The organism is Clostridium disporicum (assembly GCF_001405015.1).
Classification (GTDB): domain Bacteria; phylum Bacillota; class Clostridia; order Clostridiales; family Clostridiaceae; genus Clostridium; species Clostridium disporicum_B.
Genome location: NZ_CYZX01000020.1, coordinates 1 through 14,702 on the forward strand (window position 1 = coordinate 1; position 14,702 = coordinate 14,702).

The 14,702-nt window shown below is 27.4% G+C and carries 13 protein-coding genes and 4 tRNA genes; 14 read left to right on the forward strand and 3 right to left on the reverse strand.

The genetic code is table 11. The features are described from left to right. Positions 1 to 415: 415 nt before the first annotated feature. Positions 416 to 2,476 (reverse strand): helix-turn-helix domain-containing protein, encoded by a 2,061-nt coding sequence (locus ARA56_RS12690; RefSeq protein ID WP_055267249.1) that lies wholly within the window; start codon positions 2,474 to 2,476, stop codon positions 416 to 418. A gap of 240 nt (positions 2,477 to 2,716) precedes the next feature. Here ARA56_RS12690 and clpB point away from each other — a divergent pair, with 240 nt between their 5' ends. The 7 genes from clpB to ARA56_RS12725 all read left to right on the forward strand — a co-directional run bounded on the left by clpB (position 2,717) and on the right by ARA56_RS12725 (position 7,667). Further along, a complete protein-coding gene (gene clpB, locus ARA56_RS12695; RefSeq protein ID WP_055267251.1) occupies positions 2,717 to 5,317 on the forward strand; it encodes an ATP-dependent chaperone ClpB in 2,601 nt (866 codons plus the stop codon). A 214-nt stretch (positions 5,318 to 5,531) separates the two neighbouring features. Next, the gene (locus ARA56_RS12700; protein ID WP_055267253.1) at positions 5,532 to 6,404 is read left to right on the forward strand and encodes a YitT family protein; all 873 of its coding nucleotides are present in this window, start codon (positions 5,532 to 5,534) and stop codon (positions 6,402 to 6,404) included. 250 nt (positions 6,405 to 6,654) lie between these two features. Beyond that, positions 6,655 to 7,071 carry a YmaF family protein gene (locus ARA56_RS12705; RefSeq protein WP_055267255.1) on the forward strand — a complete coding sequence of 139 codons (417 nt, stop codon included), beginning with the start codon at positions 6,655 to 6,657 and terminating at the stop codon, positions 7,069 to 7,071. A gap of 280 nt (positions 7,072 to 7,351) precedes the next feature. Then, positions 7,352 to 7,425: transfer RNA gene (locus ARA56_RS12710), tRNA-Gly, on the forward strand. A gap of 4 nt (positions 7,426 to 7,429) precedes the next feature. Beyond that, a tRNA-Arg gene (locus tag ARA56_RS12715) sits at positions 7,430 to 7,506 on the forward strand. A 5-nt stretch (positions 7,507 to 7,511) separates the two neighbouring features. After that, a tRNA-Gln gene (locus ARA56_RS12720) sits at positions 7,512 to 7,586 on the forward strand. A 5-nt stretch (positions 7,587 to 7,591) separates the two neighbouring features. After that, a tRNA-Lys gene (locus ARA56_RS12725) sits at positions 7,592 to 7,667 on the forward strand. Between the two features lie 70 nt (positions 7,668 to 7,737). Here the strand turns inward: ARA56_RS12725 and ARA56_RS12730 are convergent. Continuing rightward, positions 7,738 to 7,920, reverse strand: coding sequence for an alpha/beta-type small acid-soluble spore protein (locus ARA56_RS12730; RefSeq protein ID WP_055267257.1), 183 nt, complete (start codon positions 7,918 to 7,920; stop codon positions 7,738 to 7,740). A gap of 208 nt (positions 7,921 to 8,128) precedes the next feature. Then, a complete protein-coding gene (locus tag ARA56_RS12735; RefSeq protein ID WP_055267259.1) occupies positions 8,129 to 8,311 on the reverse strand; it encodes an alpha/beta-type small acid-soluble spore protein in 183 nt (60 codons plus the stop codon). 283 nt (positions 8,312 to 8,594) lie between these two features. Here ARA56_RS12735 and ARA56_RS12740 point away from each other — a divergent pair, with 283 nt between their 5' ends. The 7 genes from ARA56_RS12740 to tig all read left to right on the forward strand — a co-directional run bounded on the left by ARA56_RS12740 (position 8,595) and on the right by tig (position 14,629). Next, on the forward strand, positions 8,595 to 8,978 hold the full coding sequence (locus ARA56_RS12740) for a GntR family transcriptional regulator (RefSeq protein WP_055267261.1): 384 nt from the start codon (positions 8,595 to 8,597) through the stop codon (positions 8,976 to 8,978). Position 8,979: 1 nt separating this feature from the next. Further along, positions 8,980 to 10,119, forward strand: coding sequence for a DUF5808 domain-containing protein (locus ARA56_RS12745; protein ID WP_055267263.1), 1,140 nt, complete (start codon positions 8,980 to 8,982; stop codon positions 10,117 to 10,119). Between the two features lie 121 nt (positions 10,120 to 10,240). Continuing rightward, positions 10,241 to 10,579 carry a hypothetical protein gene (locus ARA56_RS12750; protein WP_055267265.1) on the forward strand — a complete coding sequence of 113 codons (339 nt, stop codon included), beginning with the start codon at positions 10,241 to 10,243 and terminating at the stop codon, positions 10,577 to 10,579. A 10-nt stretch (positions 10,580 to 10,589) separates the two neighbouring features. Continuing rightward, positions 10,590 to 11,843, forward strand: coding sequence for a TcaA 3rd/4th domain-containing protein (locus ARA56_RS12755; protein WP_055267267.1), 1,254 nt, complete (start codon positions 10,590 to 10,592; stop codon positions 11,841 to 11,843). 378 nt (positions 11,844 to 12,221) lie between these two features. Then, on the forward strand, positions 12,222 to 12,398 hold the full coding sequence (locus tag ARA56_RS16720) for a hypothetical protein (protein ID WP_172675770.1): 177 nt from the start codon (positions 12,222 to 12,224) through the stop codon (positions 12,396 to 12,398). A gap of 75 nt (positions 12,399 to 12,473) precedes the next feature. After that, positions 12,474 to 13,220 (forward strand): hypothetical protein, encoded by a 747-nt coding sequence (locus tag ARA56_RS12760; protein ID WP_055267269.1) that lies wholly within the window; start codon positions 12,474 to 12,476, stop codon positions 13,218 to 13,220. A gap of 128 nt (positions 13,221 to 13,348) precedes the next feature. Further along, positions 13,349 to 14,629, forward strand: a complete 1,281-nt coding sequence (gene tig / locus ARA56_RS12765) for a trigger factor (RefSeq protein WP_055267271.1) — start codon at positions 13,349 to 13,351, stop codon at positions 14,627 to 14,629. Positions 14,630 to 14,702: the final 73 nt, after the last annotated feature.

The following is a 14,702-nucleotide window of genomic DNA, read 5'->3' on the forward strand; positions in this document are numbered from 1 at the left end:
ATCCTATTTGTTGCATAGGAATCACATTTTTTGTGAAGTTTTTCATATTATTACTATGCGCAAAAAAGGAAGTTCAAATTCGAACTTCCTTTTCTTTATCGGCAAATATCAAATTTTTTTTGATACAGCCCCTTTTTATTTCAAAAAATATTAATCAATAACTTTAATGAAAAAGGTTATATATTTGAATCCATAAAGACCATTTACTTTTAGATTCGCTTAATAATATTGAATTAAAGAATAAACCTCTCATACAAAACATCCTTTCAAACATCTTTATATTTATAGTATATAGGAAAGGATAAAAATATAATATTCACATCAATGTTTAAGTTAAATGTACAATGAGGTTATTCTTACTTAATGGTTATATATAGAAAAGACAAAAATAACATAAAAATAAAGTTTTAATGTGTTATTTTATATTTTTTAATAATATAAGTTTAGCACCGTACCCCTTTAATTCTGTAATTATATTTAAAACTAAACTCTTTTTACTATATTTGAATTCAATTTTAGGATATGAAGCTTTATATAAAATCTCTTTTTCTTCTTTGTTTAGCCTATCTGGAGATCCCATAGATAACCAATAATTATAAGATGAACCTATTTTTTCATTTATCTCATAGGTTGTAATTCTTGTATCGTTTTTTAAGTTTACTATGTTAAGAGAAAATTTCTTTTCAAATGATTTTTTTAAGCCCTTGCTTGAGTAAATATCCTCATAATTAGCTAAATCATCAACATCATTTCCGTGAGAATATAAAAGTATCGCGTATTCATCGTCATTCTTAGTTACAATATAACCATCATCAAATGATACAATCTCCTTGCCTAATTTGCTTAATAAGTAATATGCATAGTAAGATGGTTTTTTTATGGCCATATCATTAATAAGTCCTGGTGCACCAATAAATACCTCATTAGTTATATTCATAGCTTTTTCAAGAACATCAAAAGCTCTTAAAAAATCTAGGGATTTCTCTTTAATAACTGTATTATGAATAATATAAGGTAACATATATGCAGTATCATAAATAGGGTTTAAAGAGTTAACTGAAAAAAATGTTTCTTCTAAAATCTCAATATCAAAATTATCATTTATAAATGATTTCAAACTATCTTTAATTTCGCAGGATAAATCAGATGCAAATTGGAAACAAAAATCAGTTATATTAAAATAATCAATTTGAGAAAAATAATCAATAAAGCTTGTAAGTATATTTTGATATTTTTCTAGTGAATACTCTGTTGAATCTAAAAGTATTAGAGGTTTAAGCGAGATATCTGTTAAAAATTCTAATACTGCTTTAGCCTTATTCCAATTGTAAAATTCTGAATCTATGAATACGCCCATATCATTATGGAACATTTTTTCAAGTCTACCATAATCGAAATGTATTTCATCTTGTATTTCCTCTAAAATATCTTTATTATCTTCTATTAATAAATCAAAAGCTTCACCTATATTAATTATATGACCAAAGTCTGGATTAAAAGTTTTTAGAGTTTCATCCATATCAATATGAATATTCCATAGTTTGTTTTCAAAGTTATATCTATTATACTTCTCTAAAGTATGAGATAAAAATTCTAAAGATTCCTCTAATGGTAAAGGATAAAGAACCTTTTCAAGTTCAAATTCTTTTTCAGTAAGAGAGAATTTCTTTCTATATTGAAGAGGAGTGCAATTATAATATTCTTTGAAATTTTTATTGTAATATCGTACATGTGAGAATCCTACTTCATCAGAAATTTCTGAAATACTTATATCACTATCTAACAAAAGTTTTATGGACTCTTCAACACGAGTTTGATTAATTAAATCTGTAAAGCTAGACCCGGTTGCATACTTTATTTCATGAGAAAGATAGTGAGGACTTAAAAATTCTTTTTTTGCTATATCTTTTAATGTTATGTTGTTATTATAATTATTAAAAATATATTTTGAAATTCTATGATATCTATCAAGCTGTTCTGTTTTCTCTTTAAGCTCTTCTTTTTCAGTAGTTAGATAGTGAAAGTTATTTATTAAATGATATAGTAAATGAATTAAAATATCTTCAATTTCTTCATCATAATCTTCAAGTTTTTGAACGTACTCACATAGTAGTTTAGCTAAAAATGCTTTAAGATCATCATATTCTTCACCTACTTGAGTGGAGTTAGAGGTAGTATAGAAAAATACATTTTTAATATCTTTATAATATTTCTCAAAAAAACTTGGATCTATATTAAAGATTAAAATTTTATTGTCTTCTTTACTATAAAATTTATGTGCTTCATCTACGTTTATAATTTCTACTTCCTTTTCATTAAGAGTAAAGGAGTCAGAATCAATAGTTATATCTATGGAACCTTTTATCACATATACGATTTCGATAGAATTATGCCAATGTATTGGATAATTTCTAATATTAAAATATGATATTTTAATTGGTAAATCTAATGGATAATTTATAAATTCCCTTCTCAAATTCTCACCTCAGATTCTTATAAGTTTACGCCTATAATATTTATTATACCAATAAGTAGGTATAAAAACAAAAGGATAAGGAATATTAATGAAATAGTTGCAAAATTATATATTAATCAATATTAAGCTTTTATTTGGTAAATAATAAAATGAAAAAAATAATAAATTTACTTTGACTTTCTTTGACTTTTGTATTATTATTTTATTAAAGATAAAAACATTAAATGAGGTGAATAGAGTATGAACGTTGAAAAAATGACATTAAGAGTACAACAAGCATTAAATGATGCTAATTTAACAGCTGTTAAGCACAATCATCAACAAATTGAAATAATTCATCTGTTTTCTGCTCTAGTAGAACAAGAAGATGGATTAATACCAAACATCTTTACAAAGATGGGAATAAATATAAAAATGATGAAGTATGATATAGATCAGGCTTTAAACAATATGCCTAAAGTAACAGGTGAAGGGGCTAATAATTCATCAGTTTATATAACAAGACAACTAGAGGAAGTTTTGGTAAAAGCAGATTCAATAGCTAAAGATTTCAAGGATTCTTATATAAGTGTAGAACATTTAATGTTAGCTATTATGGACGTAGATAAAAATGGACCAACAAAGAAAATATTAGATAAATATAATGTAAACAAAGATAGTTTTATGAAGGTTCTATCGGGAGTAAGAGGAAGTCAAAGAGTAGATACACAAGATCCAGAGGGTACTTATGATGCATTAGCAAAGTATGGTACAAATTTGGTAGAACTTGCAAGAAAACATAAACTAGATCCTGTGATAGGAAGAGATGAAGAAATAAGAAGGGCAGTTAGAATACTTTCTAGAAGAACTAAGAATAATCCTGTATTAATTGGAGAGCCTGGTGTAGGTAAAACTGCTATAGTTGAAGGATTGGCTAATAGAATAGTAAATGGAGATGTACCTGATGGATTAAAAGATAAGATTATTTTCTCATTGGATATGGGTGCATTGATAGCCGGAGCAAAATATAGAGGTGAATTCGAAGAAAGACTAAAAGCTGTTCTTAAAGAAGTTCAAAGTAGTGAAGGAAGAATAATTCTATTTATAGATGAAATTCATACTATAGTTGGAGCAGGAAAAACTGATGGCGCAATGGATGCAGGTAACTTAATTAAGCCTTTACTTGCAAGAGGAGAATTACACTGTATAGGGGCAACAACTTTTGATGAGTATAGACAATATATTGAAAAAGATAAAGCGCTTGAAAGAAGATTCCAACCTGTTATAGTTAATGAACCAACTGTTGAAGATGCTATATCAATTTTAAGAGGATTAAAAGAGAGATTTGAAATTCATCATGGTGTAAGAATTCAAGACTCAGCTATAGTTGCAGCAGCAAAACTTTCAGATAGATATATTTCTGATAGATATTTACCAGATAAAGCTATAGACTTAATTGATGAAGCAGGAGCAATGATAAGAACTGAAATTGATTCCTTACCTGCCGAATTAGATGAGGTTAGAAGAAAGCTTATACAACTAGAAATAGAAAAAGAAGCATTATCAAAAGAGAAAGATGAAGGGTCAAAGAAAAAACTTAATGCATTAGAAAAAGAGTATGCAGAGCTTAAAGCTAAAAATGATGAAATGACTGCTAAGTTCGAAAGAGAAAAAGGAGCTATTGAAAAGTTAAAAGACTTAAAGTCTAAACTTGATATTGCTAGAGGTGAGCTTGAAGCAGCTCAAAGGGCTTATGATTATAATAAAGCAGCGCAAATACAATATAGTGAAATTCCTTCATTAGAAGAATCTATTAAGCAAATGGAAATAGAAGTTAAGGAAAATTATGAAGGAGCATTATTAAAAGAAGAAGTTACTGAAGAGGAAGTATCACAAATACTTTCTAAATGGACTGGAATTCCTGTAACTAATCTATTAGAAGGTGAAAGAGAAAAACTTCTAAGATTAGAAGATGAGATGAGCAAGAGAGTAATAGGGCAAGAAGAAGCTGTAACTTCTGTAACATCTGCTATTTTAAGAGCAAGGGCAGGACTTAAAGATGAAAATAGACCAATAGGTTCATTTATATTCTTAGGACCAACTGGGGTTGGTAAGACAGAACTTGCAAAAACATTAGCTAGAAACCTATTTGATTCTGAAGATAATATTATAAGAATTGATATGTCTGAATATATGGAAAAGCATACTGTATCTAGATTAGTTGGAGCGCCTCCAGGATATGTAGGATATGATGAAGGTGGTCAATTAACAGAGGCTGTTAGAAGAAAACCATATAGTGTTATTCTGTTTGATGAGATTGAAAAAGCTCATGAAGATGTATTTAATATATTCTTACAAATCTTAGATGATGGTAGATTAACAGACAATAAAGGTAAAACTGTAGATTTTAAAAATACTATAATTATAATGACATCTAATATAGGAAGTAACTATCTTCTAGAAAATACATCAGAAGATTATATAGAACCTTCTATAAGAGATTCTGTAATGAATGAAATGAAGATGAGATTTAAACCAGAATTCTTAAACAGAGTTGATGATATAATTATGTTTAAGCCTTTAAGTGAAACTGGTATAACTAAAATTATTGATATATTCTTAAAAGAAGTGTCTACAAGATTAAAGGATAGAAATATTACTTTAGAAATTACACCGGAAGCTAAACATGTTATGGCTACAGAAGGATATGATCCTGTTTATGGTGCAAGACCACTTAAGAGATATATTCAAAATACTCTTGAAAATAAACTTGCTAGAAAGATAATAGCTGGTGAAATAACTTATGGTTCTAATGTTATTATAGATGGCGAGAATGAAGAAATTGTAATAAGAACGAATTAGTATTATGTAGGGAGCTGATGAATAAATCAGCTCCTTATTTATTTGCGATGAAATATATTTATGAAAAAGAGGTTGTTATTATATTCTAGAATAAAATCATGACAATAAATTAAAATAGAAATATGCAAAATTAGTATACACTGTAGAAATACTATATGTTAAAATGATTTTTAGATTAAATCACTTGAGAAGAATTATTAAGTTGGGGGATGCGATGGTTAAGAATGAAAAAGTAGAAAATTTAAAAAAATATGGAACTATAGTAGCAGGGGCATTTCTTTTTTGTTTAGGAATAAATTTGTTTATTGTACCTGTAGGATTATATAATGGAGGAGTAGTAGGAATATCTCAAATTATACGTACTTTAGTTAATGATTATTTGTCATTACCAGCAAATTTCGATATATCAGGTATTATAAATTTTCTTTTAAATGTACCTCTGCTATTTTTAGCTTATAAAAGTATATCAAGAAAGTTTTTTACTGGAACGGTAGTCAGTATAGTATTTCAGACTATATTCTTTTCTATTATAGCTATTCCTAATGTACCTATAATAGATGATAGATTAGCAGCTTGCTTAATCGGCGGTATTATTACTGGGACAGGTATAGGTATAACTCTAAAAGCTGGTGGTTCTGGTGGCGGAATAGATATATTAGGCGTATACTTTGCTAAAAAATATTCTGATTTTAGTGTTGGAAAATTAGGAATTATTATTAATGCATTTATTTATGGGGGATGTGCAATATTATTTGAATTACCAATAGCTATATACTCTATTATTTATACAGCATTTTTTGGTTTAATAGTGGACAGGATACATTATCAAAATATTAATACAACAGCTACGATTTTTACTAAGAAGCAAAACATAGAAAAAAGTATTATGTCTGAAATGGGAAGAGGGGTTACTTGCTGGAAGGGATATGGTGCTTATACTGGAGAGGATACATTAGTATTAGTTACTGTAATATCTAAATATGAAATAAACCAATTAAAGAAAATAGTATATGATATTGATGATAAGGCATTTGTTATATTTAATGAAGGGATGAATGTTACAGGAAATTTTGAAAAGAGATTATAGAGAAGAGTGATTTGATTACTTGTATAAGGCATTGTTAAGCTTGAATGTTTAACAATGCCTTATTTATATGAAAATATTTAATTATTATTATGAAACTTATTGATATTATTGCATATTATGTACTATGAAGTAACAGATGGTGTGAACTTTTATGAAGAAATTTACAAAAGATTATTTTGATTAGTTATGAAGTGGCTTTGAAAGAAGTGTGCATCATCAATTAAAAATATAAAATACGGAGGATAAATTTATGAGTAATTCATGTAATGAATATTATAGTGAAGAGTATAATGAAAATAACAATGATAATTGTAACGAAAATTATAATGATAATTGTAACGAAAATTATAATGATAAACACGTACACGAATTTACAGGAAGTGTGAAATTGGCAGAAACAGGAGATGATAGGCATAATCATCGTACTGCAGGAATTACAAGTGAGCCTAGATATTGTGAAAATGGACGTCATTATCACTTAATAAAAGCACAAACTGATTCAGCTCCAGATGATCATCATCATCCTATAATTATTAGAACAGGATTAGATATAAAAATTAGAGGAACTAATAAACACGTTCATGCTATAAAAGGAGCAACTAGGGTTGTGGATCAACATTGTCATAATTTTGAGTTTGCTACTTTAACTGAAAGACCTTTGAAATAGTAAAATTGGGAGTTATATCCACGTTATTTTAATTACTGGTGGAGGTAACTCCTTTGAGTAAAAAGTCTAATATAGAGTTACATCTATATTAGACTTTTTTATATTAGCAGTTCAGTTATAGTTTTATAAATAAAAAAATATAAAAAAATGTTGACAAATGATGATAAAGATAATATACTAAATGACGTGGTCGAGAGGTGGACAAATTTACTACACTTAATCACGATGAGGTTACTATGTTAAGTAGATTGTTTAATTAGAATCTTATAACATTATTTATGCGGGTATCGTATATCGGTAATACTCCAGCCTTCCAAGCTGGAAAGGTGGGTTCGATTCCCACTACCCGCTCCATTATGCGTGTTTAGCTCAGCTGGATAGAGCAACGCCCTTCTAAGGCGTGGGCCAGGAGTTCGAATCTCTTAACACGCACCAGATGTAGGGATATCGCCAAGCGGTAAGGCACCGCACTTTGACTGCGGTATTCGTAGGTTCAAATCCTGCTATCCCTGCCACTTATGGTTTACTAGCTCAGTCGGTAGAGCACTTGACTTTTAATCAAGGTGTCCGGGGTTCGATTCCCCGGTAAGCCACCAAGTATTTTGGAAAAACTTAAAGGATGATATCATATGATATCATCCTTTAATTATTTTGAGAAAGTATTTGTTATTTCATACCTTGTTCATATTGTTGAACCATTCTCTTAACCATTTCTCCGCCGACGCTTCCGTTTTGTTTTGCTGTTAAGTCGCCGTTATAATCGCTTAGTGGAACTCCTAGTTCACTTGCTACTTCTTTTTTGAATTGAGCTAATCCGTTTTTTGCTTCTGGAACTAATTTTTGTGCCATAATATTATCTCCTTTTATTTTTATTATTTGTAAAGTGTATCTTCACTTTACAGTATTATTTTACGTAGTTTAGTTGTTAATAAACTATAATATTAAAGGGAAAAAAGGCAAAAGAAATAAGAAAGGGTACAATATGGCAATGAGTTATATTATAAAAAAATAAGATATCCTTTTTGGGGATATCTTATTTTTTTATTATTTAGTTTTTTTACTTCATGCCTTGTTCGAATTGTTCAACCATTCTCTTAACCATTTCTCCACCAACGCTACCGCATTGTTTTGAAGTAAGATCACCGTTGTAATCTGTAAAAGGAACGCCCATTTCATTTGCTACTTCGTTCTTAAATTTTGCTAATCCGTTTTTTGCTTCTGGAACTAATTTTTGTGCCATATTAGACCCTCCTTAATAAATTAAAAGTTTATTTATGTAAAGCTTCTTTGCTTTACAATAGTATTTTGCGTAGAAAAGGTTTTAATAAACTATAAAAATGAGACCAAAATAGGAAAAATAAATATCGAAATGAATAAAATTACTTATAATCTAATTGTTCCAAGAAGAGGATAAGCTAGTAAATTTATTTTAGTTGTAAAAATAAATTTGTAGTATTTCGTTATTGAAAAAATATAAATGCTGTTATATATTTTATATAACAAATAAATTGAGAGGTGAAGTAATGCTACTTAAAATAGATTTCGATTCTGATATACCTATATATAATCAGATAAAGACAGAAATAATAAAAGGAATTGCTAGAGGAGAAATAGAAGAAGGTGAGATATTACCTTCGGTAAGAGGTTTAGCTTCAGATATAGAAGTTAATATGCATACTGTTAATAAGACTTATAGTATCTTAAAAGATGAGGGCTATATAAAGATTGATAGGAGAAAAGGAGCTTTTATAAGTTTAAATTTAGATGAATCAAATAATAAGTTTAGAAGAAGTTTTGAAGAAGAGTTAGAGTATTATATAGCAGAGTGCTGTAATAGAGGTATATCAAAAGATGAAGTGTATAAAATCATAGAGAAAAAATATAGTTTATTTAAGGAGAAAGAATAAAATGGAGGAATTAGTTAAATATTTTATATTCCCGTTTATTACAATTATATTATATATTCAAGTATTTAATTTAAATAGATTTTCTAATAATGGAATATATTTCGGTATTAGAGTGCCGTTAGAATATAAAGATGATAAAGATATATTAGAATTAGAAAAAATATATAAGAAGCAAAATATTATCTTAATATTGCCGATAATAATATTAGTAAATATAATATACTTTTTAAATATGAAGATGTGGCTATTTTTAACATACATATTTATATTGATTGGGATCATTAATATACTACCTATAATTTATTGGATAAAGATGAGAAATCTTAAAAATAAAAAAGGTTGGAAAGTTTTAAGTAAAAATGTTGTTATTGTAGAAACCGGGTTAAGACAACCACAGAAGAATTCAAGAGTTAAGGCTGTAGATACAAGATATTATTTAATTCTTTTGATTATACCATTAATTATATCTATATTAACGTTGATTAATTATAATATTATACCACAATTAATTCCTGTTCATTATAATGTTTCAGGAGTTGTAGATAAAGTAGTAGAAAAAGGGACAATTGCTGCTTATATGAATTTAGCAGGGATACCTTTCATGCTTGTTTTAATGATATTTTTCTTTATGTTTATAAACAATATTACAGTAAAATCTAAATCAGATTTATTTAGTGGAAAGATTAAAGAAACAATTGAGAAGAAGTTGTTATTTAAAAAGTATGTTTCAATATTTACATGGATTTTAGCCTTAGAAACATTAATTATAATGGCTATTCCGCAAATTTGTATAATTTTTAATTTAAGTATAGAAATAATGACTATTCCGATGATAATATTGTTTATTAGCATAGTAATATTTTTAGTGATGAGCTATTATTTGGGTCAAGGTGGACGAAATATAAAAACAAATGAAGAGGGGGAAGAGAATTATAGAGATGATGATGATAAGTATATTCTTGGAGCATTATACTATAATAAAAAAGATCCTGCGTTGATGGTTGAAAAACGTATAGGAGTTGGATGGACAGTAAATTTAGCGCATCCGTTAGGCAAAATAGTAATGATATTACCATTTATAATAATAGTAGGTATGATAATATTTATGTACTTTTACGAGAAGACTAATCCGATATTTTAAAATATTAAGCTATGAGCATGCATAGCTTTTATTTATAGAGAAAAAACAAAAATATCTTGATGAAAAATAAGGAAATGATATACAATTAAAAAGAACAAAAGAGAAAAAGGAGAAATGAAGTATGGAATTGTTTAAAATTAAAGATTTAGAATTTAAAAGTGAGGAATTTTTAGATAATATTGACGAATATGAAGATTTAATACCTATAATACAAGATTTGCAAGAAAGTTTAAGTTATGAAGAGATTAATTGTGTAGGTGAAAATGATTGCTGTAATAGTACTGATAAAAATTATATTGTAGAAATTCAAGGGTACTTAGATAGCGAAGATGAATTTTACACAAAAGAAGAATTAATTCAACATGGGACTAATCTAGAAAATGGTAACCTAGATCCGTTTATAATAAGAATTTATAAATGTGTAGAATGTGGAAAGTGGATAATTGATATTTTAGAATAGGTGTAAAATAATGAGAGACAGGTTTATAGAGAAGATATCTATATTTAATGATAGTTTTAGAGCGAAAATAAATAAATTTATGAATTTGAGTATAGAGAAGAGAATAACCATTATTTCTATGCTTATATTGATACTTTCTATATTTGTTATGATATCCATGTCCAGTGGTATATCTACGAAGGAAGAAGTAATAAGCAATTTTAAGACAGCCATTGAAAATAAAGATGTAAAATTGTTATCAAAAACTTTAAAAGTTGATAACAAAAGAGTAAATTATGAAAATTTAATACCGATTATGAATTATTATCATGATAAGATGGATACATTACTTGATGTAACTAAAAAATTAAGAGCTGATAATAAAAGTGGTATGTTACAGATTGAAAGCAAAAAAAATATATTAGCTGAAGAGTACTACCTAAATATTAACAAGGTATCTGTGGAAGTAAAGTCGAATTTTAATGACACTGAAGTAACTATAGATAATAAAACTATTAAATCAGGTGAAATATTGGAGAATATTATACCAGGAAATTATGTAGCTAGTTATAAATTAAAAACGGATTTTGGTTTTGTAACTGGAGAGAATGAAGTAACCATTACTGATCAGGATGTTATCAATATAAGTGTTGATGCTGGGAATATAACTATATATTCAGATTACAAAGATGCTGATGTTTTTATAGGTAATAAAAATATTGGTAAAAAGGTAGAAAGTGTAGTTAATTTTGGGCCTATTCCACTAAATAGAGATATTAGCATATATATAGAGAAGGAGTTTCCTTGGGGAAAAATAAAAAGCGAAACACTATATATAAATGATAGTGGAATTATTAAGTTAAATATTGATATGGTAAATGAAAAGCTAATGAGTGATATTGATATATTGTTAAATGATTTCTTTGACTCAGTTTTTAATGCACTCAATGAAGAAGATGAAAGTTTAATTATAAATGCGAATGAAGATACTAAAGATAAAATATATGATGATATTTTTAAGAAAACTTTATTTTTTACAAATAATTATAGAATTTCAGATATGAATTTAAATATAGAAAAAAGTGACTTTGAATATGAGGATGAGATTTATAAAGGTAATGTAGTTGTTAAAGTGAATTATGACATTTATAAGAAGTTATTACCCTTTATAAAAGAAAGTCATGAAGAGATGTTTTTAGTTAATTTACAATATGAAAATGATACTTGGATTGCTTGTGGCATTCAAAGATTTAACCTATATGAAGAAGATAATGAGAGTCTGTAAGTATTTGTATAGAAAAATAGGCTTTGAAGAATGACAAAATATTTATTCTTTAAAGTCTTTTTGTTACTTAAATTAAATAGATTTTGTTTGAGGGTAAAAAAAACCTGCACTATTGTGCAGGTTAAAGGGTTTATGTTCATTTAAGAAAGGGAATAAACGAACATATGTGGGGTTTTATTATAACTCTCTAATAAAATTATTAAAGAGTGGTATGGGCTTTTTTTATGTAATTTGTGTTACAATGACATTATATATCATATTTCAACAAATTCCAATAGTTTTTTGAAAAAAATTAATAAAATTCATATTTTTATGACAAAGATGTGTAAAAACACATATAAGTATATAATAGAAAGAAGAAAAGGGAGGCTAATTTATATGGATAAATATAAAGAAATTCTAAAAAATACACCAGATTATGAAGAGTATACAGCTAATGAAGCTAAGCTGTCAATTGATGAAATGAGGGAATTAGGGCTATTGAAATGTGGAGGGTGTTGTAGTTCAAAAAATGGATGTTCAAAGAAAACTAAGTGTTGTAAGGCAAAAAAATAAAATGTCGAAAAAACACGAGGTAAATAGTTACAGTGTAAATAAATAGAAATTATAAGTCGGATTTTGGAGGTGGATATGAGAAAGCCAAGTATATTTAGTAGAGATTACGAAAGAATAATGAGAAGACGTAAGAGGATATTTGTAACCTCAATTTCTTTAATAATTATATCTGTGGTTTTAACTGTTACTTTTATAAGCAGATATAAATTTACGAATATTGAAAGCTACTTAACAACTTGGATTAAAGATAAAGAAAAGAGTGAAAAAGAACAAAAAGAAGAAATCTTAAATGAAGAGAAAGAAATAGATATTTTAGAAACATACAAGAATATAAATATATTATTAAACGAAAATGAATTCGAATTAAAGTTATCTGATAATAATGGAGAAAAGTTTATTGAAGGTGTTGAAAATTTAGAAAAAGATAAATATTGTATAGATAGCTTAGGTAAAAAAGTTATTATATTAGATAAAAATCAAAATATATTTTTGGCTGATATAGAGGGAAATGTAATAAATTTAACCTTAAATAAGTATGTATCTCCTTATGGTGAAGTTTTTGAGAAAGATGAAGTTTTATCTATTTATAATGATTATATATGGCATTCTCAAGTTAAATTTTTAGATAATAATAAGCTTGCTTATGTAAGTAATTTACCTTACTTTGGTTATGAGTTAAGTCAATATGTAAATTTGATAGATTTAGACACAAAGGAACATGTTACGATATGGGAACTTAAGGGTGGTAATATTATTTTAAAAGAAATTATAGATGGTGGATTAGAAGCTGTAATAGATGGAAATATTAAGTATGTAAAGTAAAATTAATATAATAACATTGGGAAATTTAATTTTGTGAAACAAATATTTGAAAATATTTAAATGTTTATGTTATAATAACTTAGTCGAAATAAGCATACAATAGCTTAGTTTTAGGAGGAATATATACAATGGAAGCTAAAATGGAAAAAAAAGACGTTAATGTTGTTAAGTTTGAAGTAAAAGTAGAAGCACAAAAATTCAACGAAGCTTTAACTAGATCTTATAAGAAGAACATGAATAAATTTAATGTACCAGGATTCAGAAAAGGTAAAGTGCCAATGGCAGTAGTTAAGAAGTACTACGGAATAGAAGTGCTTTTAGAAGATGCTATAAACTTTGCAATCGATAGTTCATATAAAGAAGTATTAAAAGAAAACAATATAATACCTGTAGACTATCCACAAATCGATGTTGTTGAAGTTGGAGAAGGTAAAGATTTCATATATACTGCTGAAGTTACTGTTTATCCAGAAGTTAAGCTAGGTGAATACAAAGGATTAAAAGTTGAAAAGAATTCTTATGAAGTAACTGAAGAAGAAGTAAATAAGAAGTTAGTAGAAATGCAAGAAAGAAATGCTAGAGTTGAAACTAAAGAAGAAGGTATCGTTGAAAATGGAAACATAGCTGTTATCGACTTTAAAGGATTCATTGATGGTGAAGCATTCCAAGGTGGAGAAGGAACTGATTATGAATTAGAAATAGGTTCAGGAACTTTCATCGGAAACTTTGAAGAGCAATTAGTTGGAAAGAATGTTAATGACAATGTAGAAGTAAATGTAACATTCCCAGAAAACTATGGAAGAGAAGAATTAAATGGTAAGCCAGCTAAATTCGAAGTTACAATAAAAGGAATCAAGGTTAAAGAATTACCAGCATTAGATGACGAATTTGCTAAAGAAGTATCTGAATTTGATACATTAGCTGATTTAAAGGCTGATATTACTAAAAAATTAGAAGAAACAAATGCTTCAAGAATTGAAAGAGAATTTGAAGAAGCAGTTATTTTAGCAGCAACTGAAAATGCAAATGTTGAAATTCCAGCTGTAATGATTGAAAAAGAAATAGATAAAATGGTTCAAAATCTTGAGCAAAGATTACAATACCAAGGTTTAACTTTAGAACAATATTTCCAATTCACAGGTAGTGATGCTGAAAAAATGAGAGAATACATGAAAGAAAATGCTGAAAGAAAAGTTAAGACAGACTTAGTATTAGAAGCTATTGAAAAAGCAGAAAATATAGATGCTACTGAAGAAGAAATAAGAGCTAAAGCTGAAGAAGTTGCTAAAATGTATTCAGCAAACAGCGATGAAAAAATGGTTGATTTATTAATCAACAGCCAAAGAGAAGCTTTAAAGAGTGATGTTATCACAGCTAAAGCTGTTAAATTATTAATCGAAAATAATTAATAAGTATTAAGTTAATTGCCAGAAAAGTTTTTTCTGGCAATTATTTAAAATATTTCTTTAACAAAATAATGTA

Coding starts and splice junctions, on each gene's coding strand:
- ARA56_RS12750 (WP_055267265.1), top strand. CDS start 10,241: ATGGAATTGTTTAAAATTAAAGATTTAGAATTTAAAAGTGAGGAATTT.
- clpB (WP_055267251.1), top strand. CDS start 2,717: ATGAACGTTGAAAAAATGACATTAAGAGTACAACAAGCATTAAATGAT.
- ARA56_RS12730 (WP_055267257.1), bottom strand. CDS start 7,920: ATGGCACAAAAATTAGTTCCAGAAGCAAAAAACGGATTAGCTCAATTC.
- ARA56_RS16720 (WP_172675770.1), top strand. CDS start 12,222: ATGGATAAATATAAAGAAATTCTAAAAAATACACCAGATTATGAAGAG.
- ARA56_RS12760 (WP_055267269.1), top strand. CDS start 12,474: ATGAGAAAGCCAAGTATATTTAGTAGAGATTACGAAAGAATAATGAGA.
- ARA56_RS12705 (WP_055267255.1), top strand. CDS start 6,655: ATGAGTAATTCATGTAATGAATATTATAGTGAAGAGTATAATGAAAAT.
- ARA56_RS12700 (WP_055267253.1), top strand. CDS start 5,532: ATGGTTAAGAATGAAAAAGTAGAAAATTTAAAAAAATATGGAACTATA.
- ARA56_RS12735 (WP_055267259.1), bottom strand. CDS start 8,311: ATGGCACAAAAATTAGTTCCAGAAGCAAAAAACGGATTAGCAAAATTT.
- ARA56_RS12740 (WP_055267261.1), top strand. CDS start 8,595: ATGCTACTTAAAATAGATTTCGATTCTGATATACCTATATATAATCAG.
- tig (WP_055267271.1), top strand. CDS start 13,349: ATGGAAGCTAAAATGGAAAAAAAAGACGTTAATGTTGTTAAGTTTGAA.
- ARA56_RS12755 (WP_055267267.1), top strand. CDS start 10,590: ATGAGAGACAGGTTTATAGAGAAGATATCTATATTTAATGATAGTTTT.
- ARA56_RS12745 (WP_055267263.1), top strand. CDS start 8,980: ATGGAGGAATTAGTTAAATATTTTATATTCCCGTTTATTACAATTATA.